Origin of the sequence: Pinirhizobacter sp. (genome assembly GCF_036499745.1) — a bacterium.
Classification (GTDB): domain Bacteria; phylum Pseudomonadota; class Gammaproteobacteria; order Xanthomonadales; family Rhodanobacteraceae; genus Pinirhizobacter.
Genome location: NZ_DASYDG010000051.1, coordinates 1 through 21,977, shown reverse-complemented (window position 1 = coordinate 21,977; position 21,977 = coordinate 1). Strand labels below are relative to the sequence as shown.

Annotated in this window: 18 protein-coding genes; 10 read left to right on the top strand and 8 right to left on the bottom strand. The window is 63.9% G+C overall.

All coding sequences use genetic code 11. The features are described from left to right. Nucleotides 1-6: 6 nt before the first annotated feature. From VGM61_RS17270 to VGM61_RS17240, 7 genes are all read right to left on the bottom strand, one after another. Complete coding sequence (locus VGM61_RS17270) at nt 7-423, bottom strand: PAS domain-containing protein (protein ID WP_331524142.1); 417 nt, start codon at nt 421-423, stop codon at nt 7-9. A gap of 140 nt (nt 424-563) precedes the next feature. Beyond that, the gene (locus VGM61_RS17265) at nt 564-1,439 is read right to left on the bottom strand and encodes a patatin-like phospholipase family protein (protein WP_331524141.1); all 876 of its coding nucleotides are present in this window, start codon (nt 1,437-1,439) and stop codon (nt 564-566) included. 148 nt (nt 1,440-1,587) lie between these two features. Further along, the gene (locus tag VGM61_RS17260; protein ID WP_331524140.1) at nt 1,588-3,378 is read right to left on the bottom strand and encodes a peptide-N4-asparagine amidase; all 1,791 of its coding nucleotides are present in this window, start codon (nt 3,376-3,378) and stop codon (nt 1,588-1,590) included. Between the two features lie 612 nt (nt 3,379-3,990). Further along, nucleotides 3,991-4,314, bottom strand: a complete 324-nt coding sequence (locus VGM61_RS17255; RefSeq protein ID WP_331524139.1) for a helix-turn-helix transcriptional regulator — start codon at nt 4,312-4,314, stop codon at nt 3,991-3,993. Between the two features lie 141 nt (nt 4,315-4,455). Then, on the bottom strand, nt 4,456-6,594 hold the full coding sequence (locus tag VGM61_RS17250) for a M13 family metallopeptidase (RefSeq protein ID WP_331524138.1): 2,139 nt from the start codon (nt 6,592-6,594) through the stop codon (nt 4,456-4,458). A gap of 71 nt (nt 6,595-6,665) precedes the next feature. After that, the gene (locus tag VGM61_RS17245) at nt 6,666-8,471 is read right to left on the bottom strand and encodes a M14 family metallopeptidase (RefSeq protein WP_331524137.1); all 1,806 of its coding nucleotides are present in this window, start codon (nt 8,469-8,471) and stop codon (nt 6,666-6,668) included. Continuing rightward, nucleotides 8,471-9,127 carry a DUF502 domain-containing protein gene (locus VGM61_RS17240; protein WP_331524158.1) on the bottom strand — a complete coding sequence of 219 codons (657 nt, stop codon included), beginning with the start codon at nt 9,125-9,127 and terminating at the stop codon, nt 8,471-8,473. Before VGM61_RS17240 ends, VGM61_RS17245 begins: the two co-directional genes overlap by 1 nt. Nucleotides 9,128-9,316: 189 nt before the next feature. Between VGM61_RS17240 and VGM61_RS17235 the strand changes: the two genes are divergently transcribed. From VGM61_RS17235 to VGM61_RS17190, 10 genes are read left to right on the top strand one after another with little or no spacing between them, the layout of a single operon-like run. After that, complete coding sequence (locus VGM61_RS17235) at nt 9,317-9,940, top strand: XrtA/PEP-CTERM system exopolysaccharide export protein (RefSeq protein ID WP_331524136.1); 624 nt, start codon at nt 9,317-9,319, stop codon at nt 9,938-9,940. A gap of 13 nt (nt 9,941-9,953) precedes the next feature. Continuing rightward, nucleotides 9,954-11,504, top strand: coding sequence for an XrtA system polysaccharide chain length determinant (locus VGM61_RS17230; protein ID WP_331524135.1), 1,551 nt, complete (start codon nt 9,954-9,956; stop codon nt 11,502-11,504). Further along, nucleotides 11,501-12,250, top strand: coding sequence for a polysaccharide biosynthesis protein (locus VGM61_RS17225; protein WP_331524134.1), 750 nt, complete (start codon nt 11,501-11,503; stop codon nt 12,248-12,250). The genes VGM61_RS17230 and VGM61_RS17225 overlap by 4 nt, the downstream gene beginning before the upstream one ends. 33 nt (nt 12,251-12,283) lie before the next feature. Beyond that, nucleotides 12,284-13,609, top strand: a complete 1,326-nt coding sequence (locus tag VGM61_RS17220; protein ID WP_331524133.1) for an outer membrane beta-barrel protein — start codon at nt 12,284-12,286, stop codon at nt 13,607-13,609. Further along, the gene (locus VGM61_RS17215) at nt 13,606-14,376 is read left to right on the top strand and encodes a serine aminopeptidase domain-containing protein (RefSeq protein ID WP_331524132.1); all 771 of its coding nucleotides are present in this window, start codon (nt 13,606-13,608) and stop codon (nt 14,374-14,376) included. Before VGM61_RS17220 ends, VGM61_RS17215 begins: the two co-directional genes overlap by 4 nt. Next, nucleotides 14,373-15,203 carry an alpha/beta fold hydrolase gene (locus VGM61_RS17210; protein WP_331524131.1) on the top strand — a complete coding sequence of 277 codons (831 nt, stop codon included), beginning with the start codon at nt 14,373-14,375 and terminating at the stop codon, nt 15,201-15,203. The genes VGM61_RS17215 and VGM61_RS17210 overlap by 4 nt, the downstream gene beginning before the upstream one ends. Next, nucleotides 15,200-16,204: a UDP-glucose 4-epimerase GalE gene (gene galE, locus VGM61_RS17205; RefSeq protein WP_331524130.1), complete on the top strand. Its 1,005-nt coding sequence runs from the start codon at nt 15,200-15,202 to the stop codon at nt 16,202-16,204. The genes VGM61_RS17210 and galE overlap by 4 nt, the downstream gene beginning before the upstream one ends. Nucleotides 16,205-16,214: 10 nt before the next feature. Further along, on the top strand, nt 16,215-17,831 hold the full coding sequence (locus VGM61_RS17200; RefSeq protein ID WP_331524129.1) for a hypothetical protein: 1,617 nt from the start codon (nt 16,215-16,217) through the stop codon (nt 17,829-17,831). Further along, nucleotides 17,828-19,372: an oligosaccharide flippase family protein gene (locus tag VGM61_RS17195; protein WP_331524127.1), complete on the top strand. Its 1,545-nt coding sequence runs from the start codon at nt 17,828-17,830 to the stop codon at nt 19,370-19,372. The genes VGM61_RS17200 and VGM61_RS17195 overlap by 4 nt, the downstream gene beginning before the upstream one ends. Then, the gene (locus tag VGM61_RS17190; RefSeq protein WP_331524126.1) at nt 19,369-20,502 is read left to right on the top strand and encodes a GNAT family N-acetyltransferase; all 1,134 of its coding nucleotides are present in this window, start codon (nt 19,369-19,371) and stop codon (nt 20,500-20,502) included. Before VGM61_RS17195 ends, VGM61_RS17190 begins: the two co-directional genes overlap by 4 nt. A gap of 28 nt (nt 20,503-20,530) precedes the next feature. Here VGM61_RS17190 and VGM61_RS17185 read toward each other — a convergent pair. Then, nucleotides 20,531-21,977: polysaccharide deacetylase family protein (locus VGM61_RS17185; protein ID WP_331524125.1), on the bottom strand; the 1,447-nt coding region annotated here is incomplete at its 5' end.

Sequence of the window (21,977 nt, the reverse complement as noted above, 5' to 3'; positions counted from 1 at the left end):
ACCCGGTCAGACGGAGTCCATCGGGAGGCAAAGCAGGATGCCGCCGACACGATTGCCGTCTTCGTCGTGTAGGGGGTAAGCCGAACCCGTGGCGGCCAGTACCGAGCCATCGGGCCGGCGGATGCGCCAGCGCGATTCCAGCACGGTTTCCCCGTGGCGTACCGCGCGGACCAATGGCAGGTCGGGAGAAGGGAACGGGCGGCCTTCCGTGGTGAACAGGCCATGCAGCAGGCTGTAGTCATCCGGTACGGCGCCCAGGCGTACCGTGCCGTGCATCGTCACCGCGGGCGGATTGGCGTAAACCAGCTCGCCCGTGGCGCTGGCGATGATCACGCCTTCCTCCCATGCGTCCAGCCGGTGGCGGGTGTCCTCGTCGAACACCCATGGCTGGTCGAGCAGGGTATTGAGGTCGACGAAGTGCAAAGCCTGGGACTCCCTCCCTCCACGCCCGGCGCGTGGCTTAGCTTGGCACCGCCGGCCATAGGCGCGCAATCGGCTGGAAGGTCCATTCAAACGAAGGAATTTCGCCAGAACTCCCGACTTTGTTTACCGGCCGACTTCGATCACCATGAAAAAGCCCTCACAGAATCCCGAAGACCCAGGTCATAAGCCTCCCGCACCGTCGTTTTGGGCGTGCAGTCCCAAGTTGAAACCGGAATCCTTTGACTTGGTTGCCAATACGTTCGTCCCAACCAGGTGAATAGCGGGGGAAGCTTTGGGTAGTGGCGCGTAAGCATGACCAAGGTCGTTGACCGTTCCTTGCCGGACTGTGGAGGAATCGGTGCGTTATCCGTATACCCACCATCGATGGCGTGTCCTCTTCCCACAGGGCGTGCACGCATGATGGGCGGCGCAGATGCTGCCGCAATGAGAAGCGTCTGGGCAGTGTCGATGTCGGCGCATTCATTGAACACAATGAAGTCCTGCCGAAGCCCCATTAGACCGGGGAGTCGTGGGTGGATGCTGTTCCACAGGTACTTGTCGACGAGATAGGCAAGCGTTCCCGCAGCGACAGATCCGCCCAGCCCGAGGAATCGAGCAGGCCGCGTGAGGGCCACGGTGAGGCGGGACGAGGATCGGCGCAGGGAAGTGAATGTTCGAGCATTCAAGAAAGCATCGACCCATGCCGGGTATACCTGCTGATGGGCGAACTTCAGCTTGAATGCCGCCAGAGCGGACCAGTCGAAAATCTTTGGATTGCCGGCATACAGTCGTAAGCACGCTTCAAGCGCGGTGTCAGTGCCGTCCACAAGAAACGATGCGGCGACGGCGGCGCCCGCGCTGGTGCCGACCAGTTGTGGCGGCAAAGGCTGGCCTTGCTCCATCAGGTGCGTTAGCGCACCTGCCTGCCACCAGCACCGGTTACCCCCACCGGCGAAGACCAATGTTTCGATCTGGCGGAAGTCCAGTGCCCGAACTTCATCCACCTTCCTGGGCATGCGCTCCATTCCTGCACATCATCAAGTTTGCGAGCATGACATATGTTTCGAAACGCGCGCTATCTGGTCGTATTCCTCATGAGACCCCAGAGATTGGAACTGTGTCCAAGCCCTGGGGGTAACTCATATGACAGGGGGCCAAGCCCGGTTAGAAGATGTACGGCGTCTCCGTCCGCGAGGTATCGGGCGAGCCGTCCGGGTGGGTGAACCAGAGCAGCAGGATCCTTCCACGCGGGCAGCCGCTGCCGTCGACCACGCTGGCGAGGGTGCCGCTGTTGGTGCCGATGTCACGGGCGTAGCAGCTGCCGAGGCTGTCACTGAAGCGGAAGGCCTGGGTGCTTGCCTGGCCGCTGTGGCCGGTTACCGCGTTGTCGGTGAAGGTGAGGGTGTCACCGGTATGGATGGTGTTGCTGGTGTCGGTGCGGTACAGGGTGAGCCCGCCGGCCTTCTTGCTGAATTGCCGCTCGAAACCCTGTGATACCGAGCTGGGTGCCGAGACGTAATTGCCGGCATCATCGAAGTTGTAGGTGAATTCTGCCTTCAGGGGATAACTTGCCTGGAGCCGGGTAGTCACCGGTAGACCGAAGATGCCTTCGCGCGTGGTGGTGGTGCTGTCCACGCTGGTTCGCTGGTCGATGGCCTGGTTGTAGGTGGTGGTGTTGATGGTGAACGCCTGGGTGTTGGCGAAGGACACCGTCTGCTTCACCTCGGTGCTTACCCGGCCATGCGAGGTGTCGATGTAGCCGGCAAGCTCGAACGTACGTGACGCGCTGGTGGCCACGTTGCCGCCGATCACGCCATCGGTATCGGTGAGGTTATTGGCGACCGTGGCCTGTGGCGGCTGGCTGGCCAGCGTGTTGGCTGTAAGCGCGCCGGTCACTACCTTGCGATGGTGGTCCAGGTACACGAAGAGGTTTCCCGTGACCGAGAAATAGCTGTTGGCGCCGGTGACGCCGATGGCCAGCGTATGTGCCTTGCCGTCGTTCAACTGCGAGGCAAAGGGCGTCAGGTCCACACGGTAGGGCAGGAAGTTCAACGTCTGCACGCCCGTGGTCGGCCGCCACATGTAGGGATCGATGCCACCTGAGAAGATCCACGGGTAGATGGGCGCCACACCTGCGGCCTGGCCATCGATGCTCACCTGTGCCTCGCGGTAGGCGCCGCCGCCACAACTCTCCGCTTCGTCGGCTACCTCGTTGGGCACGCACGAATACCAGAATTCATCGCCTTGCTGGCCTTGTGCGAACACATCGACATAGGCACGTTCGATATTGGTGGGCAGGGTGATGCTGCGTGACAGAAGATCTGCGCCAGTGTTGAGGTTGACCGGGCTTCCGGCACCGCCATCGGAAAGCGCATACACAGCATCGGGCGATTGGGCTGCCGGCACGAGCAGGGATGATTTATAGAACACCAGCTTCGCCGAGCCGTGGATCACGCCGGTATAGGTGTCATCAACGATGTTGCCCAGCACCGCTTGTCCGGTCTGCGCGCTGGTCAGAAGGCTTGAGAAGTCAGAGACGTCGCGCTCGATATGCCAGCTTGGTGCCACGGTGGCGGAAGGTTCTTCCGTGGTACCGAAATAGATGTTGGAGCCGGCAAGCCACAGCGATGCCGTGCGGTCGAACTGGCGGCCGGCGGTAACGGAGAAGTCGCCTTCCAGCACCACCTTCGACCAGGGTCCCTTGCATCCGGCGGGCGGCGCATAGTTGTAAGGATGGTTGGAGAAGTCGCTAAAGGTGAAATCACTGAACAACTGCACCGTGCACGTTGCCGTGTTCGGCCGCGGAACGGGTGGATCGGCGACGGCCACGTTGGGAGAGCCGAGTGTGAAGCCGGGCGGTGTGGCGGCAGATGCGCCACCGGCGAACAGCGCCGCCAGGGAAATGAGTGCAGCCAGGCGCAAGTTCTTGCGCCGCGGAACGCGGATAACGGACATGTGTTTGAGCCCTCGCGAACAGCCAACGACCCCCTGTCGGACGAACGTAGCATGCCGGAACGGTGCAAAGACATACGTGGATCACGATTGGACGGCTAAACGCGGTGGGCCGCAGGTGAGATTGAGCATCGTCCGATGTGTAGGTCGACGTCATTTTGAGAAGATTCGTATGGATTCGCCTTGCGGGGCCTACGATCATGTATGCGCTGCCGGTGCACCGGCAGTCGGGGTATAGAAGCCCTGTTCATACGGCCGAACCCTGCAGCAGCCGCTGCAGGGTTCGTGGTTTCCCGCCTTTCGGCGGGCAACCAGGTGGGCGCAAGCCCAGCCGTCCGTGTGCGGTCCTTCTATACCTGGTTCGCCCGCCACCCTTACCCCTCCAATGAAACTGGGACCGGCGAGCTATTGAGGCGGATGAACGTGCCCGGCTGGCGGAAGCAAGCCCGCGTAGATTGACTGTCGCGTAGAAAGCGGCGCGCGGGCGAGGGTGCAATGCCTGGCGCGTTCATTCGCCTGATCCGTCTAACGTCCGCAAGGTGGGAGCATCTTTAGCCCCGGAGAGATCCAAATGCGCACCTCGATGGTATTCAGCTGGCTGAACGCTGCCGTGAATCAAGCTTCCCTTTTCTTTTTTCCAGGCACGCCGACCCGCTGAGCACCCTTGCTCTTGCGCAGGGCAGCCATGGGGCTAGCGGACGGGAACGGTGCGATGGCCTTCAGGTCATCGGCGATGCCCATGGCTTTGAGTATCTTCACCACAGTGGCTGTGGTCGATGATCCGCCAGCCTCCACATGATGGATCGACCGTGTCGAGATATTGGCTAGCTTGGGCAGGTCTTCCTGGCTGTGCCCCAGGCGGATGCGCTGGTCGCGCGGGCATTGGCCTAGGCCGGCGAGAAGCGCGGCGATAGACGTTTCAATACCTGCAGATAACATGCAGCATCCTGCTGATTAAAGGTCCTTCGACCTTTAGCATGCATTCTATTGCATGTTATGAAGCGATAGCCTCGCTCTCCGGGCTGATAAAAAAACCCCGCCACCAGGGCGGGGTCTTGTACTTCCATCAAGCCAGGCTGATTACCAGATCTTCACCTGCTTATCGGCCGCGCGGACCATCTTGTCGCCCGGCTTGCACTGGTAGGCCTTGGCAAAGGCTTCCATGTTCGACGGGGCGCCGATGGCGCGGAGTTTGGCCGGGGCATGCGGGTCTACGTTGAGGTACAGCAGCGCCTGCTTCTCGCGGACATCGCCGCGCCATACGCGGGCCCAGTTGAGGAAGAAGCGCTGGTCTTCGGTGTAGCCGTCGATCTTCTCGTCCGCTTCCTTCGGGTTCTTCTTCAGCGCTTCCTGCAGCGCGTCGTAGGCGACGTTCAGGCCGCCCAGGTCCGCGATGTTCTCGCCCAGGGTCAGCTGGCCGTTGACGTGCGCGTCGGGCTTGTCCTTGATCGGCGCGTACTCGTTGAACTGGTTCACCAGCTTCGCGGTACGGGCGTCGAACTTGGTGCGGTCTTCCTTGGTCCACCAGTTCTTGTTGTTGCCGTCGCCATCGAACTGGCTGCCCTGGTCGTCGAAACCGTGGCTGGCTTCGTGGCCGATCACGGCGCCGATGCCGCCGTAGTTGATGGCGTCGTCACCGTTGGCATCGAAGAACGGCGGCTGCAGGATCGCGGCCGGGAAGTTGATCGTGTTGTCGGTGGGGTTGTAGTAGGCGTTGACCGTCTGCGGGGTCATGCCCCATTCCTTGCGGTCGGTCGGCTGGCCGATCTTGCCGATGTCGTAGTGGTAGTTGAAGTCCGCGGCGGCCAGCACGTTGCCGTAGTAGTCGTCGCTCTTGACGTTCAGGCCCGACCACTCACGCCACTTGTCGGGATAACCGATCTTTGGCAGGAAGGTGTTCCACTTGGCGATCGCCTTGGTCTTGGTGGTATCGCTCATCCAGTCGAGGTTCTGGATGCGCGCCTTCAGCGCGTTGCGAACGTTGTCCACCAGTTCCTGCGCGCGGGCCTTGGCTTCGGGCTTGAACACCTTGTCGACGTACAGCTTGCCCAGCGCCTCGCCCATGGAGGAGTTCACCGAGGCCAGCACGCGCTTCCAGCGCGGCTTCTGTTCCGGCTGGCCGGCGAGCGTCTTGCCGTAGAAGTCGAACTTGTTGTCCTGGAAATTCTTCGACAGGTAGGGCGAGGCATCATCGATGGCATGGAAGCGCAGGTAGGCCTGCCAGTCGTCCATCGGGGTTGCGGCCAGCATCTTGTCGAACTCGGCGAAGAACTTCGGCTGCGACACCGAGAAGCCCTTGTCGATCTTCACGCCCTGGGCCTCGAAGAACTTCTCCCAGTTGAAGTGCGGGGTGATCTTGTCGGCATCTTTCACCGAGACGAAGTGGTACTGGTTTTCCGGCTTGCGCAGTTCCACCGGGGCCAGCGAGGCGGCGGCCAGCTGGGTTTCGAATTTCAGCACCGAGTCGGCCTGCTTCTGCGCATCGGCTTCGGATACGCCACCCAGCTGCAAGGTCTTGGCGATGTACGCCACGTACTGCTTGCGAAGCTCCGCGTGCTCGGGTTTGGTGTAGTAATCCTTGGTGGGCAGGCCAAGGCCGTCCTGCTGCACGTAGCCAATCTGCATCTTGGCGTTCTTGAAATCGGCGCCGGAACCGAACTCGAACACCTTGCTGTCGCCGTGCGAGAAGCTGTCGGTGATGAAGGCGACGAGGTCGGCGGGCGTCTTCAGGCCGTCGATCTTCTCAAGCTGCGGTTTGACCGGGTCGATGCCAGCCTTGTCGACGGACGCTTCGTCCATGCCGGAGTGGTACAGCCAGCCGATTTTCTGCTCCACCGAACCGGCAGTGGCGCTGTCGGCGTTCTTGGCGGCGGCATCGACGATATCGTGCTGGGTGTTGAGGCTGGCTTCGGCCAGCTTGTCGAACGCGCCCCAACGGGTGCGGTCGTTCGGGATCGGGTTGGCCGCGACCCATTTGGAGTTCACGAAGCCGTTGAAGTCGTCGCAGGCCTGGATCGAGGTGTCGAGGTCGGCAATATTGAAAGTGGGACCTGCCGCAGAAGCCGCGGCAGCCGGGGCCGCGGCGGTCGAGGCGCTGGCGGCGCTCTGCGACGCGGCGGGCGTGCTGGCGGGGGCGGCATCGTCGTGCTTGCCGCAGGCGGTAGCTGCCAGGGCCAGGCTGACGGCGAGCGCCAGCGGCTTGATGTACTGGTTGGTCATGGATGTCCCTCTGTGTGGAAACGACCCCGTGGCCGGGGTAGCGGTCGAGACTAGGCAAAAAGTCACGGTACCTACAGTGTCGAAGGTAACGCCGGCTTCTGCTGCAACCGCAGCACGGGATAGGCCCCCACGCCCTGCACGGTGTACCACGGTGAGCGTTCGAAGAAGAAAAACAGCCGGGCCCGGGCGCTTGCGGCAAACGCCTTGTCGTCGTTCAATTTTTTCTCAAATTCAGCTTTGAGGGCAGGATCCTTGGCCATCATCTGGCGGGCCAGGGCCTCCAGTACCCGGGGCTCGCCGTATTCCTTCGGCTCGAAGGTGGCGTCGAAGAAGCCCCAGTGAAGAAGCGAATCCGGCGCCTGGGGTTCAAGCAGTTCAATCGCCACGTTAGCGGCACGCTGGTCCATCGGCACGATCACCGAGCCTGCCGGCAGGGTCACGTGGCGCTTGACGGTCCCCTGGTGGAACGACTGCAGCATCAGGCGGCCCTCGAAGGGCCTGGAGGCCCAGACCGGGTTATCCAGTTGGTAGCCGTCGGCATCGACGGTCAGCGGCGCGGTGAGCCGGCGATAGGTGATGCCATGGTCGTGGAGCCTTGTGATGGCGTCGGTCCACTGGGCCGGGATGGCGTAAGCGGCCGGGGGCGCGATGCTGACATCCGGCAGCAGGCCGTCCTGGTCTTCGATCTGGTAGGTCTTTTTCTTCGTTGGGTCGTATTGCACCCAGATGTCGCCGGAGACGTCGCTCCTGGTCTGGCTGAATGCGTAGCCCTTCAACTCCCGGGTGGTAACGGCCGGATCCGGCTTGAAGGTGATCGGCACGCTGGCGCCGGCGTTCGAAGCGCGGGCGATGGTGGCGGCATCGGCCTTCGCCGTGACGGCGGTGAGGTCGCCCGGGCGCGCGGCGATGTCGCGCAGCAATTGGGTCAGGAGGTCGTAGGTGGCACGCACGCGCACCTCGTACGATTTCAGCATGTGGGTTTCGATCAGCAGCGCCGGGCGGTTCTGCAACGCCGCGTAGCCGGTGGAGAACCGCGGGCCGGAACCGAAGTTCTCGATGCCCTTGGTGATGTCCCGTCCGTCCTTGAATTCGAGGTAGCGGGAATTCAAATGGCCCATGCGGTCGAAGGCCGGCATCACCCGGCCCAGGGTGGCGCGTTGCCAGGCATCGACACCCGGATCGAGCTTGTGGGGATCCTCGGTGTACCAGGTGAGGTCGTACTGGTAGTCCGCGCCATCGGTGGTGTGCACGTCGACCAGGAAATCAGGCAGCCACGTGTTCCATAGCTTCAGCCAGGCAACCATCTCCGGGGCGTCGGCCTTGATGTAGTCGCGGTTCAAGTTGAGGTATTGCGACTGCCCGCGAAAGCCCATCGATTCGGGGCCGTTCTGGTTGATGCGGTTGTAGGGGCTCGATTGTTCGTGGCCGTCGACGCTGAACACCGGGATATACACCAGCACCACATGATCGAGGACGCCTGCGAGCTTGCCGCCCAGGGCAAGGTCGCGCAGCAGCATCAGTCCGGCATCCTTGCCCTCGATCTCGCCGGGGTGGATGCCCGCCTGCACCAGCAGTACCGGCAGGTGGCGTTCGCGGGCGATGGCCGGGGTGATGCCCGGGATATTGCTCGCCACCACCACGTCCATCGTCCGGCCCTGGGGCGTGGTGCCGAAGGGCATCAATTGCAGGCGGTCGGGGGCGGCGGCGACCAGGCGTTTGAGGTAATCCACCGTGGTGGCGTAGTCAGGCGTGGTGCGGAAAGCCGAGGCCTCGGCGGGAGTGGTCCATTTTCCCTTGCTCGGGGAGGCGGGGACCGACGCATGGGCCACCATGGCGGCAGTGGCAAGCAGGGTGGAGGCGAAGGCGACAAGACGCATCAGTTTTTTTCCACGGGCAGGCGGGAGGGCAGGGTATCCGGCGCTACGGCACCGCCGGAAATGATGAAGGCCATGGCCTGGTCCATGGTCCAGTCGGTAGGCGTGAGCTCATCCACCGGCACCAGCTCAAGATAACCGCCGGTAGGGTTGGGGGTGGTGGGGATATACACCGCGGCGATCTCCCTTCCTGAGTGTTCTTCCACCATCACCCGGGTGACGAAACCCACCACTTTCATCCCGTTGCGGGGAAAATCCACCAGCACCACGCGTTGCAGGCCGCCGGGCTGGTTCTGCAGCACCGACATCAGCTTCTTGGTGCCACCATAGATCGTCTGCACCAGCGGGATGCGGTTGAGTACGGCATCGAAGGCGCCGATCAGCCGCTTGCCGACCACGCGGCTGGCCAGCAGGCCCACGAGGTAAAGCGCGGCCAGGGTAAGTACCAGCGCAAGCAGCCAGGTGAACCAGCTGTCGCGGATGGCAGCCTCCGTGGCGGGCGACACCCAGCCCACCGCATGCATGGCAAGCACCACCAGCGGCGCGCCGATGCCGGCCAGCAGGTTCACCACGAACGAGAGCACCAGCCAGGTCACCCATAGCGGAATGAAAGTGAGCAGGCCCGTGACGAGGTAGCGTTTGATGCGAAGCGAAGGCATGGGCAGCGGCATGGGTGAGGGGAACCCCTAGTGTAGCAACGTGGCTTTCCCCGGCCCGGGCGCCGCTGGAGGTCTATCCAACCAAAGTACTAGACGCCATGGACGAGCCTTTCCAGCCGTGTAGTGAATCGTTTTGCCCAGGGCATCTGGTTAACGTGGCAACAGTTCCGGCCACTGGCAGTGATGCTCATGAAGATGCTCCGTTTCCTGGCGACGGTAGGACTGGCAGGCGCGCTCACCGCGTGTGCCACAGGGGGTTCCACCGAGCCACCGCCCAAGGTGGATGCGGCAACGCAAGCGGTCAACACGTATTTAATCGGCGTGGACGACCAGCTGCAGGTAACGGTGTGGCACAACCCGGATCTTAGCGTGAGCGTACCGGTGCGCCCGGACGGCAAGATCACCGTGCCCCTGATCGGTGATGTCGAAGCTGGTGGCAAGACCACCGCGGACGTATCGACGGAGATCAGCGCCAAGTTGTCTTCGTTTATTCGCGATCCCCAGGTGGCGGTGATCCTTACCGCACTGCGCAGCCATGAGTACCTGTCGCGGGTCCGCGTGACCGGCGCGGTGCGCAGCCCCATTTCGATTCCCTACCGGCAGGGCATGACTGTGCTCGATGCGGTGCTCGCGGCCGGCGGCACCACCGAGTTCGCCGCGCCCGACCGCACGGAGCTCTATCGCCACGGCGAAACAGGCGCGACCACCTCGTATGCGATTCGCCTGGAGAAAATTCTCCAGCAGGGCGACCTTGCCAACAACTATCCCGTACAGCCCGGTGACGTGATCACCGTGCCGCAGCGCGCGTTTTGAGGAGGGGAAGTCGATGAGTGGTGAACTGATGCCGCTGAGCGGCCTGTTGCCGGCGCTGGTGAGCGAAGCGAAGCGCCGCCGGCTGGCCATTGCCGTGGTCTTTGCCGCCATTGCCCTGGCGGCGCTGGCCACGGGCCTGTTGTGGCCGCGCAAGTACGAGGCCAGCACGACCATCCTTGCCCAGGAAAGCAGCATCATCACGCCGTTGATGGAAGGCGCCGCCTCCACCACGGGGAACAAGAACCGCGCCGGTATCGCCCGCGACGTGATCTTCAGCCGCAAGGTGCTGTCGGAGATCCTCGTTGCCGGCGGCTGGATGGCAACGAACCCGACGCCGATCGAGCAGGACAAGCTGATCGAGGGCATCAAGTCGCGCACGAATCTGCAGACAGCCCGCGACAACCTCATCACCATCAGCTATTTCGATTCCGATCCACGGCGCGCCTTCCTGGTGACGCGGCAGTTCGCACAGCTGTTCATCTCGGAAAGCCTGGCCTCCAAGCAGCGCGAGAGCCGCGATGCCTACGACTTCATCAATAGCCAGGTCGAGGCCTATCGGACGAAGCTCACCGACGCCGAGGACAAGCTCAAGGCCTATCGCGACGCCAACGCCGACGCGCGTCCGGGCAGTGAGACGGACACCAACGCCCGCATTGGCCAGCTGCGCAACCAGATCGAAAACACCCGCATGATGCTGATGGAGAAGAATTCGCAAGCCGCCGCGATCCAGTCCCAGATGACGGGCGAGTCGGAGGTCAATGCCGTGCAGACCGCGCAGGGCGTGGCGCAAATTCAAATGGCCGCGTTACAGCAGCAGCTCGATACCTTGCTGTTGACCTACACCGATTCATATCCAGACGTCATCCGCCTGCGCCACCAGATCCAGGACCTGCGTGTGCAAGCCCAGGGTGAAGAGGCACGGCGCAACGCCGCCAGGCTGGCCGGTACACCGGTCCCTGTAGAAAACGGCACCCAGATAAACCCGATGTACCAGCAGTTGCGAATGCAGTTGGCAGCCACCCGCAGCGAGGCCGCCGCCGCCGGTGCTCGTATCGGTGCCAGCGAGTCGATGCTGCAGAACGAACTGGAGCGCAGCCGCCGGATCGCCAATTCCGAGAACGTCACGTCCGAACTGACGCGCGACTACAATGTGAACCGCGATGTGTACCAGGATCTTCTGAAGCGCCGCGAGAGCGCACGCGTATCGATGAACCTCGATGCCGAGCAGCGCGGCCTGACCTTCCTGGTGCAGAACCCGGCGGTGATGCCACTGCAGCCCACCGGCATCCGCTTCATGCACTTCGGCCTGGCCGGCATGGCTTTGTCGCTGGCCATCCCCTTCGGGCTGCTGTTCGGCGTGACCCGCTTCGACCCGCGCGTACGCTCGGTGTGGCAGCTGGAGCAGGGCACCGGGCTTACCGTGCTTGCCGCCATTCCCTATTACCCCACCCCGCGTGACCGGCGCCGCGACCGGGTGCGTAATTCCTTGCTCGGTTTCATCGTTGCCGGTGTCGCGATCGTGTACCTGGTGGTTTTCTGGCTTCGCCTGAAGGGGTGGGTATGAACGCGTCGTCCAACGACTCGACCGTGGTGTCCTCGCCGGAATTCTCCCGCGGTACCGGCCATTCGATCGCAAGGATGGTGGAACCGGGCGGCACCCTGGCGCCGCTGCAACTGGAAGAGCGCCGGCTGATCCATCGCGAAGAATCGGTGCGTTTGCAGTCCGATGCTTTCCGGAACATCCGAACGCGTTTGCTCGGGCTGGCCGGTGAAGGGAACTTCGTCACCCTGGTGGTGCCGGTGAGCCCGCGCTCGGGCGGCAGTTTCGTGGCTCGCAACCTTGCCGCGGCCTTTGCCTTCGACGAAGCGCGCACCAGCCTGCTGCTCGATTGCAACCTGCGTTATCCCGAACAGCACCGCGCCCTGGGCGTGGAGGCGGGGCACGGTGGCCTGATCGATTACCTGGAGCACCCGTCGCTGGGCATCGAGCGGATCCTGTACCACACCGGCATCCCGCGCCTGCGGTTGATCCCGGCAGGCAAGGCGCGGGAAAACAGCAGTGAGTATTTCTCGTCCTCGCGCATGCGCACGGTGCTTGATTCGCTGCGCTCACGCTATCACGACCGCTATGTGTTCCTGGACGGGCCTGCGATCAAGGGCTCGCCGGATGCACGCATCCTGGCCGACCTTGCCGATTTCGTGGTGGTGGTGGCCGGTTACGGCCGCGACACCCCGGGAGCCATCAGCACAGCCGTAGCCAACTTTGAGCCGGGCAAGCTCGCCGGCGTGGTTTTCAACCAGGCACCTTAGACAGGTGCCGGCAGGGGAAAGGGAGCTTAGGACATGCTGGCACGAAGGGCCGTGGCGAGTGCGGTAGTGGTGGCGCTGGCCGCCGGGCCGGCTGCCGTCCGCGCAGGTACGTTCGATTATTCCCTTTACGGGGGAATCGAGCACAGCAATAACATTGCGCTTTCCACCGACAACCCGCAGTCGGCGAATGTGTTCATCCCGGGTGCCAACTTCACCTACCTGCAGCAGGGATCCACTTTCCAGGCCAATGTGGCCGGTACGCTTGAGTACCGGCACTACGCGTCGGGCGGGTTCGACGACCAGACGCAGACGCAGCTGGCGGGCACCGGTAACTGGACGGTGCTGCCGGACCGGCTGGACTTCACGGTTACCGACTATGCCGGCATCCAGCCAGTGGATTCGCTCGCCAGCGATGCGCCGGACAACGAGCAGCAGACCAACGTGGTCACGGTAGGCCCCACGTTGAAGCTTCGTTTTGGCGAAGCCACGAGCGGCCAGGTGGAGCTTCGCTACATCAATAGCTACGCCTCGAAGATCGATGATTTCAATTCCTCGCGCGGGGTGCTGGCCGGACGGTTGTTTCGCGACCTGAGTCCCACCGACCAGCTTTCGCTGAACGCGGAGACGCAGCGGGTGACCTTCTCCAGCGACACCGCAGGCTCCAACTACAGCCGCGACGAGGGATTTCTTCGCTACACCAGCAAGCTGGCGCACTTCGACGCCGACGTGATGCTGGGTTATTCCAAACTCGACTTCGACCGCGGCGGCAGCGATTCAAAACCTCTCGTGCGTGTTGCCCTGGGTTGGGAGCCGACCACGCGCAGCACCTTCGGTATCTCAGGTGCCTATCAGTTCGCCGACGCGGCCCAGGATCTTTCGACGCCGGTGTCACCGGCGGTGATCAGCACCACCTTCGAGCCTGGCCAGACCAGCCTGGGTGGCGGGACGGTTACCGGCAATGTGGTAGTGGATTCCCAGGTGTACCTGGAGCGCCTGCTGCAGGGCAGTTATTCCTATAGCGGTACGCGGCTGTCGCTCACGGTGACGCCGATGTACCGGAAGCTGCAGTACATCAACGACAGTACGTTCGACCAGACAGGTCGCGGCGGCAGTTTCGTGATCAGCTACCGGCTCCGGCCTGCCGCGACGCTGTCGTTCTTCGCCACCGGCGAGAAACTCAACTACGACACGCTGTCGCGTACCGACAAGACCTGGCGTTACGGCCTGGACTTCCAGCACACCCTTACCCCCCATTGGAGCTGGCGGACATCGCTGACGCACGAGAAGCGTGACAGCAACGCTGCAAGCCAGAGCTATCGCGAAACCGAGATCTTTTTTGGCGTGGTGTACCGGCGATGATCGACGACGACGCGGAACTGCCATTCTTCTTCGGGCCGCGGCGCGAGCTGTTCGGCATGTACCACGCCAGCGGCGGGCATCCGCGCAAGGCCGTGCTGCTGTGCCCGCCATTGGGCCAGGACCAGATACGCTGCCACCGGCTTTACCGCCAACTGGCCCAGGCGCTGGTGGCCGATGGCGTGGCGGTGCTGCGCTTCGACTACTACGGCACGGGCGATTCCGCTGGCGCCAGCGCCGACGTCGACCTTGCCCGGTGCATAGCCGATACGGTACTGGCTGCCCACGAACTTCGTACCCGTAGCGGAGCGGGGCGGGTGGTGGCTTTCGGTGCAAGGCTTGGCGGCAACATCGGTCTTGCCGCATCGTCGCCTGCCCAGCTGGCGGGCATCGTGGCCTGGGATCCCATCCTGGATGGCCACGCCTACGTCACCCGGCTGGACGCCATGCAGGCGGCGCTGGGCATGGACGCGCAGCGGTTCAGCCAGCCGCGCATGGTCTCGGACGTATCGGCGCAGTGGCTGGGTTTCAACGTTTCGGACCGCCTTCGGCATCAACTGGTGGAATTGAAGCTGGAGGCATCGCCCGTGCCGTTGCTGGTACTGGATACGATCGGTCAGGAAATTCCCCAGGGCCTTAGCGTGCGCGAGGCGGTGGTACGCAGCCTGCAGCCGCCCACGCCCTGGGACGACCTAGCCCGGCTGGAGATGGCCATCCTGTCCCATCCGTTGATCCAGACGGTGACGGGCCACGTCAGGGAGGCCGCATGATGCAGGAGCAGGCCTTCCGATTCGGCCGCGCACGACACCTGGTCGGCATCGCCGGCCTGCCGGCGGCGGCAAGCGACGGCGTTGGCGTGATCGTGCTCAACGCGGGCCTGGTCAACCGCATCGGCCCGTTCCGCCTGCATGTTGAAATGACCCGGCGGCTCAACGCCCGCGGGTACCCTACGCTTCGATTCGACCTGTCCACCCTGGGCGACAGCGGCGCTTCCCAGGAATCACGTACCCGCGTGGAGCAGGTGCGTGCGGACGTCGACGATGCGATGAGCTTGCTGGAACGGCAGGCCGGGTGTTCGCGCTTCGTTCTTGTGGGCCTGTGCTCCGGTGCGCAGAACGCGCATTCGGTGGCCTGCACCGAAGCCCGGGTGGCCGGGGCGGTATTCCTGGATGGCTATGCCTACCGCACCCTCGGTTACAAACTGCGGTACTACCTGCCGCGCCTGGTCGATCCGGCGCGCTGGAAGCGCCTGTTGTCGCGCGGCGGACCTAAGCCTGCGGAAAAGAACGCGGAACCGGTATTTTCCGTGGCACCGTTGCCACAGGCAGTAGTGAAAGCGGATCTGGCCAGCATGCTCGACCGGGGCCTGAAACTCTGCCTGATCTACAGCGGTGGCATCAGCAATTATTTCAACCACCAGCGGCAATTCGGCGAACAGTTCGGCCCCCTGGTGAAACACCCTGGCATGCATACCCGTTTCCTCAGGGAAACAGACCACACCTACATCCTGACCGGCGATCGCCACCGCCTGCTCGATAGCATCGAGCACTGGCTCGGTGCCAGCTTTCCGGTGGCTCACGCGGGAGTGCATCGATGAAAACAGTTTTGGTTACCGGCGGCGCCGGCTATATCGGCAGCCATGTAGTGCAGCAGCTTACCCGGCGCGGCGACCGCGTGGTGGTGCTGGACAATCTTTCCACCGGGTTCCGTGACGCGGTGGTGGGGGCTGAACTCGTTGTCGGCAATGTCGGCGACATGGCCCTGGTGACGCGCGTGCTCACCGATTGGCAAGTCGATGCGGTGATGCATTTCGCAGCCCACACCGTGGTGCCCGATTCGGTAAGCGACCCGCTGCGCTACTACGGCAACAACACCTGCAACACCCGCAACCTCCTGGCTGCCTGCGCGGAAGTTGGCGTGGACAAGTTCATTTTCTCATCCACCGCGGCGGTGTACGGCATCACTGCCGATGGCATCGCCGACGAGGACACCCCCACGGCACCGATCAACCCGTACGGTACCTCCAAGCTGATGTCCGAGACGATGTTGCGCGACCATTGCGCCACCGGTGCCATGCGCCATGTGATTCTGCGTTATTTCAATGTAGCCGGTTGTGATCCGGCAGGTCGCATCGGACACTCAACCCTCAACGCCACGTTGCTGGTCAAGGTGGCCTGTGAGCATGCGGTGGGCAAGCGTGAGCGCCTGTCGATCTTTGGTACCGACTACGACACGCCCGATGGCACGGGCATACGTGACTTCATCCACGTCGAAGACCTCGCCGCCGCACACCTGAACGCCCTGGACCACCTGCGCAACGATGGCGAAAGCCTGGTGCTCAACTGCGGCTATGGCCACGGCTACAGCGTGCGCCAGGTGATCGAATCGGTACAGCGCGTTGCGGGCTGTACGCTTACCGTCACCGAGCTTCCGCGCCGGAAGGGTGACATCCCGCAACTCATCGCGTGCGCCGATCGCCTCCAGCAACGGCTGGGCTGGGAACCGCGGTATGACAACCTCGATGTCATCGTGGCCACCGCGCTACGGTGGGAACAGGTGCTGTTACGGCGCGAAGCGCCGCTGACCAGCGCGGCATGAGGTGGCGGCGGTGATTCGCTGGCTGTCCGTGTTGCTGCTTCTGCTGCCGTTGGCCGCCGCCGGATCGCAAGCCATCATCGTACACAGTGATGCTGCGAGCACGGCGCCGCGCGTGGTGTCGATGGGCATTCCGTTTCCCCCTGGCACGCTGCATGATGCCAACCTGTTGCGCGTACTCGATGCCGATGGGGTGGAAATCCCTGCGGCCGTACAGCCCACCTTGCGCTGGGTGGGTGGCGATGGGTCGCTTCGCGCGGTGCGCGTGCAATTCTCAAGCGCCCTGGCCAAGGGCGAAACCCACTTCAGTTTCAGCCTTGGCAAGCCACGCCTGAAACAGCTGGCGCCGGTTCCTTACAACGCGGGCCTGGTCGAAGGCCGACACGGTGTCCGCGTGCCGGCGGTGATCGCTACCCTCGATGCCGCATGGCTGTGTGATTCGCTGATTGCCGGGCCGCAGCGGCCGGCGCGCAGCGGCGAGGCCTATGCCGGCTACGTCGATCGCCAGTTCCAGTGGGCTCGCGCGCTTCCGGTGGATGATCCGACGGCCTGGCTGTTCGACCGGCCGACGACCTTGTTCAAGGCTTACGTGCGCACCGGCCGCGACGATTACCTTGCCGCGGCCGCGGAGAGCTACCGCTTCTACATGAAGTACATCAAGCGCGATGGCGTGGCGGTCCATCCGTCGTGCGCGGGCGGATGGACGCTCGGCGGCAAGCCGTGTGACGTGAAGTACGTTTACCTCGAACCCATCGTTCTGGCGATGGGGCTGCTTGGCGACGACGGTGCCCATGACGCTGCCACCGTGGGCAACATGATGGCGCTTTGGGATAGCGGCGGCTGGAACACGCGACCGGGTCCTTACGAGCGGGCATCGACTTATTTTACCGAGCGCCTGGCAGGGCTGGGCCTGCTCGAGACCGTCAGCGGTTATGAACTGACCGGCGATGCGCGTTACCTGGAACGGATACACGCGCGGGTGGGCTGGCTGGCCGAGCACCAGGCGAGGAATCCTGATGGCCTGGGCGACGACGGTTCGTGGCGCAATAGCTGGAACCTGCACGAAAACGACTCCTGGAATCCGGCGACCGATGTCCGCGGTACCTCGCCGTGGATGAGCGAGAACATCATCGATGGTCTGTGGCACGCCTGGCTTGCCACCAATGATCCACGCATCCCGCCGATGATTGCCGCCTATGGGCACTACCTCGAGCGTTACGGCTGGATCGACAGCGCCATGCTGGTGAGTCCGCACGACTGGCGGAACTCATGTTCAGGCCCGGGTGGCCAGATCGCCTGGTACTGGTCGTCGGGACATGCCACCCAGGCACAGCTGATGAAGATCCAGGAATCGGAAGGCTGGTACAGCGACGCACACACGGTGGAGCTGGCGTTGCCGGTGGCCGCGGCACGCTACTTCGATGCCGATGCGAAGGACGGCGCAGCCTACGAGAAACGTTTTCGTGCCATTGCCGGTTCCTACGCGTCCGCGTGCGCGGCGCAGAACGATACGCTTCGCCGCTTCAACTGGAACAACCGGGGCAGCGGCGTGGCCCAGTGGCTGATGAGCCAGCCGGCGGGCGCCGGGTTGTCCGGCTCGCCGATGACGTTGCGACGGGCCTCGCCATGAACCGGCGGATGGAAGTGTTGCGTAGCGTCACCATCGTTTCGGTGTCCACGTACATCGAATACGCACTGGGCCTGGTGGTGAGCATCTGGATCGCCCGTGCGCTGGGGCCGGCGGACTTCGGCCGTTACGCCTTCACCATATGGTTATGTGGCTGGTTGATCACCTGCAGCAACCATGCGTTGACCACCTCCAGCACCAAGTTCATCGCCGAGTCCGATGGCGCAGGCGCGCGATCGATCGCAGCCCACATCGCCTGGCGCCTGGGTCGCGTGCAGACCATCAGTTCGGCCGTGGTGATCGGTCTGTTCCTTCTCGGTACCTGGATCACCCGGCCCACGGAATGGTCCGATCTCTGGCTGCCGGTGACGGCGCTGGTAGCGGTGGCGGTGGTGGCCAAGGCCAACTACGCCATGCTGGTGGCCATCGCCAAGGGCCAGGAGCGGTTCGAGCCGGAGGCCATCGCCACGGTGTTGGCGGGCCTTATCGGCGTGGTGCTGATCATCGCCGCCACCTGGCTGCACGCTGGGCTGCTCGCCTTCGTGGCCTTGTTCGCGGTGGCCTGCCTGATGTTGAACCTCTTCAACCGCGTGGCCTATCGTCGCTACTGCCGTGCAAGCGAAATGGGCCAGGTGCCGCCGGCACTGCGCACGCGGATCAACGTGCATCTTCGCCTGACTGCCGTGCTGGTATTGCTGGGCTCTCTCAAGGCAGGCACCATCGAGGTGTTCCTGCTCAATGCGCTGGCCTCGTCGACGGCAGTGGGATTCTTCGCCATCGCGCAGACGCTCACCCGCGGCGCCGTGCAGCTGTTCTCGGTGGGTCTTACCGCCACCTTGCTGCCTTATATGGCGCGTTCCTATGGCGAGCGCGGCCAGGAACACGCCGCCCGGTTCCTGTCCGAAGCCACGCGCTTCTACTGGGCGGTGGGCCTGGCCATCGCCGGCATCGGCGTGGTCACCACCCCGGGGCTGGTGACACTGTTATACGGCCAGAAGTATGCGCAGGCCATTCCGGCCATCGAGGCTACCCTGGTGTTGGCAGGCCTGTTGCTGATCGGCAACGGCATTTCGGCTTTCCAGACCGTGGTGGACCGCCAGGCCGACCGCGTGCGCATTACGGTGCTTGCGCTGGCGGCCAATGTCTTGCTGGGTCTGCTGTTGATTCCTCCCCTGGGCCTTGCCGGTGCGGTGCTCACCTACGCCGGCACACGCGTGACGGAACTGGCGCTTGCGGTGTACTACCTGCGCCGCGCCACGCGCGGTGGCATGCCACTGGCGGCGATGTCGCGGCTGCTGGCAGTGGCGCTGCTTGCCACGGCCATGGCCTGGGTGGCCGGCAACGCCACTCCCGGACGCTTCGGCTTCGTGGTGGGGGGCGCGGTATTCACCCTGGTGTATGTGCCGGCCAGCGTGCTGGTTCGCTATTGGAACAACGACGACATGCTGATGATCGGGGCGATCACGCGGCGGCTGGGGCCACCGGGCCGCTGGCTGATGGCGGTACTGAAAATGCTGCAGGGGCCAGCGAGGGCATTGCCATGATCTACACGTCCGATGCACGCTTGCCGCGCCTTGTCCTGGATTCGGTGCAGGAGCTTTCCACCATGCAGGGCGAGCTGGCACGGCTGGCGGAGATGCCTGGCGCGGCATCCTCGCCCGTGCAACACCCTGACTGGCTCGCTTATGAGCTGGCAAGCCGCGGTGACCGGGTGCGGGCGCATATCGTGCTTGCGCGCGACGACCGCGGCCGGCTGCTCGGCTACGCACCGTTCCTGGTGGAAGACCACCATGCGCGGATCGCCTTCGGCGACCATCGCTTGAAGGTGTACCGGGGGCGCGTCATGCGCCTGCTCGGTAGCGGGGTGGTAGCCGAGCCATCTGCCCGCACGGCGGCGGAGGCTGCGATCGCGACGCTCCTGCGCGCCGACCCCAGCGCATCGGTGTTGCGTATCCAGGAGACCACGCTCCCCAATACCTTCGTAGAGGCGCTCACCGGCTCCCGCCGGGGCTTTACAAGCGTTGCCGCGAATCTTCTCGAGCAAGTGAACTGGACCATCGCGCCGCAGGCCGATGCTGCCGGCTGGCTGGCTGTCATGGACGCCAAGAAGCGCAACGACCTGAGCCGCCGCCTGCGCAACGTGTACAAGAAGCTTGGCGATGGTGCCCGGCTGCGGGTATTCACGACGCCTGCGGAGATGGATGAATATTGTGCCTTGATGAACCAGGTGTACGCCCGTAGCTGGCACGCTGATGCCCAGGCGATCGACTGGAATGAAGCAGCCAGGCGTGCATGCTTCACCACGCTTGCCGCCAGCGGGCGTGTCGTCGGGCACATGTTGCTGCTGGGCGAGCGGCCCATCGCTTATGTACATGGTTATCGCCTTGGTGGCCGATACCTGCTCGACGACACAGGTTACGACGAGGCTTTCGCGGCACTGGGAGTGGGCTCGGCCCTGGTGTTCCAATCGGTGCAGGATCTCATGGCACGCCACCCGGGGGAGACCATCGACTTCGGCTATGGCGACAACCAGTACAAGCGCGTGCTGGCCACCGAACAGGCCGAGTGCGCCTCGCTTTACCTGGTTCGCGGTCCCATGGCGCGTTTACGTTTTGCTTTGGTCGGGCCGATGCGCGTGGCCTATCGCACGGCGCGCCGCCTACGCCATAAGTGACGCCAGGTTGATCAAGGCGCCGAGGGCGTCAGGCCCGCGCCGTCATCAAGCGATGGCGAACAAGGCGGTAAACGGGGCCGGCGAAACGCTTCAGTGGCTTCTTGGTATTCCACAGCAGCCACTGCCGGAAGCGGGCAAGGCCGTCGCCATTGGCCAGGGCCACCGCTACCGAGGCGCTCATGCCACGCCACAGCGCATAGCGGCCGATCACCAGGCAATCGCCCACACGGTGCGTGCGCACCGTGGGTTCGGAAGTAAACAGCGTGCGGATACCGGCGGATGCCGCCGATGCCGCCACGGCAGGGGAATAGAACCCGCCCGGTATCGAGGCAACGGTCACCGGCGATCCCAGGATGCCCTCAAGTATGCGCACGCTGCTGCGCCACTCAGCATCCAGCGCCCCGGGTGAAAGCCGGGAAATCTCCGCCGGATGGGTGTGCGAGTGGCTGCCCACCACATGGCCGGCGGCATGCAGTTCGCGTAGCGCGTGGGCATCGACAAAGCCCGCGGTACCGATGCGCGAGGTGGTGATGAAGAAGTGACCGCGCATGTCGCGGCGCATCAGTTCCCGGCCGATCGCGGCGGCCGAGGCCCCGCCATCGTCGAAGGTCAGCGCGTAAGGGGTAAGGGTGCCGAAATCCAGCCGCGTGCGTTCGAGCGCATTCATATGGCGGGCGAAATCGTCGGCGTCGAACTTGTACCGGCCGGCGGCCGCGCCGGGGAAGCCGCTGCTGTCGCTGGCACCTGGTGCCACCACGTCGTGGTACATCAGGGCCACGCGGTGACCGTCGCGCCGCGCCGCGCGTTTCCAGGCAATGTAGCGGCTTAGCCATGGCTGGCCCCAGTCCGCACCCGCGCGGTGGTTTGTATCCACCGGCTTCGCGGTACCGGCGACGATTTCCTTGAGTTTCACTCCCACCGCGTCGAGATTTTCATGCACGGCGCGATACTGGATGCGTACATGGCTCTCGACGCGCTCGTCAAACGCATAGCCGTAGTGCCCATAGACCGGGCCGGTATCCACGCCGGCATCGATCTTCAGCAAGGTCATGCCCACCTTGCCCATGTCGCGGCGCGCCAGCGCCCAGAAGCAGCCGTGGGCGTTGCGGTATTCCGGGCAGATGCCAGGGTGCATCACGAAGGTGCCGTTGCGGGCCACCGATAACGTCTTCTTCTTCAGCAACTGCTTGGCGCGCGCCAGCACGATGTCGGGCCGCGCCTGGCGAAGGAAAGCGAGCACCGCCTCGTCATTGACGTTCGGCGCCTCGATGGTGGGGACTTCGCCGGCCATACCGTAGCGCACGCGCATGGCCTGGACCGTGGCCGCCATCCATGTCGCATCGCTCCGGTGGGCGAGCTTCTGCCACAGGCGCATGGCAAGGACATCGGTGAACCGGACCACGCCCACCCGCTTCAGCTCCCGCTTGATGCGGGCGGTCTTCTGCGCGCGTGTTTCTTCCAGCAGCACGATACCG

Excerpts from the sequence above, each read along its gene's own strand:
- VGM61_RS17220 (WP_331524133.1), top strand. The coding sequence starts at position 12,284 with ATGCTGGCACGAAGGGCCGTGGCGAGTGCGGTAGTGGTGGCGCTGGCC.
- VGM61_RS17190 (WP_331524126.1), top strand. The coding sequence starts at position 19,369 with ATGATCTACACGTCCGATGCACGCTTGCCGCGCCTTGTCCTGGATTCG.
- VGM61_RS17215 (WP_331524132.1), top strand. The coding sequence starts at position 13,606 with ATGATCGACGACGACGCGGAACTGCCATTCTTCTTCGGGCCGCGGCGC.
- VGM61_RS17245 (WP_331524137.1), bottom strand. The coding sequence starts at position 8,471 with ATGCGTCTTGTCGCCTTCGCCTCCACCCTGCTTGCCACTGCCGCCATG.
- VGM61_RS17210 (WP_331524131.1), top strand. The coding sequence starts at position 14,373 with ATGATGCAGGAGCAGGCCTTCCGATTCGGCCGCGCACGACACCTGGTC.
- galE (WP_331524130.1), top strand. The coding sequence starts at position 15,200 with ATGAAAACAGTTTTGGTTACCGGCGGCGCCGGCTATATCGGCAGCCAT.
- VGM61_RS17260 (WP_331524140.1), bottom strand. The coding sequence starts at position 3,378 with ATGTCCGTTATCCGCGTTCCGCGGCGCAAGAACTTGCGCCTGGCTGCA.
- VGM61_RS17250 (WP_331524138.1), bottom strand. The coding sequence starts at position 6,594 with ATGACCAACCAGTACATCAAGCCGCTGGCGCTCGCCGTCAGCCTGGCC.
- VGM61_RS17235 (WP_331524136.1), top strand. The coding sequence starts at position 9,317 with ATGAAGATGCTCCGTTTCCTGGCGACGGTAGGACTGGCAGGCGCGCTC.
- VGM61_RS17230 (WP_331524135.1), top strand. The coding sequence starts at position 9,954 with ATGAGTGGTGAACTGATGCCGCTGAGCGGCCTGTTGCCGGCGCTGGTG.
- VGM61_RS17265 (WP_331524141.1), bottom strand. The coding sequence starts at position 1,439 with ATGCCCAGGAAGGTGGATGAAGTTCGGGCACTGGACTTCCGCCAGATC.
- VGM61_RS17240 (WP_331524158.1), bottom strand. The coding sequence starts at position 9,127 with ATGCCTTCGCTTCGCATCAAACGCTACCTCGTCACGGGCCTGCTCACT.
- VGM61_RS17225 (WP_331524134.1), top strand. The coding sequence starts at position 11,501 with ATGAACGCGTCGTCCAACGACTCGACCGTGGTGTCCTCGCCGGAATTC.
- VGM61_RS17195 (WP_331524127.1), top strand. The coding sequence starts at position 17,828 with ATGAACCGGCGGATGGAAGTGTTGCGTAGCGTCACCATCGTTTCGGTG.
- VGM61_RS17255 (WP_331524139.1), bottom strand. The coding sequence starts at position 4,314 with ATGTTATCTGCAGGTATTGAAACGTCTATCGCCGCGCTTCTCGCCGGC.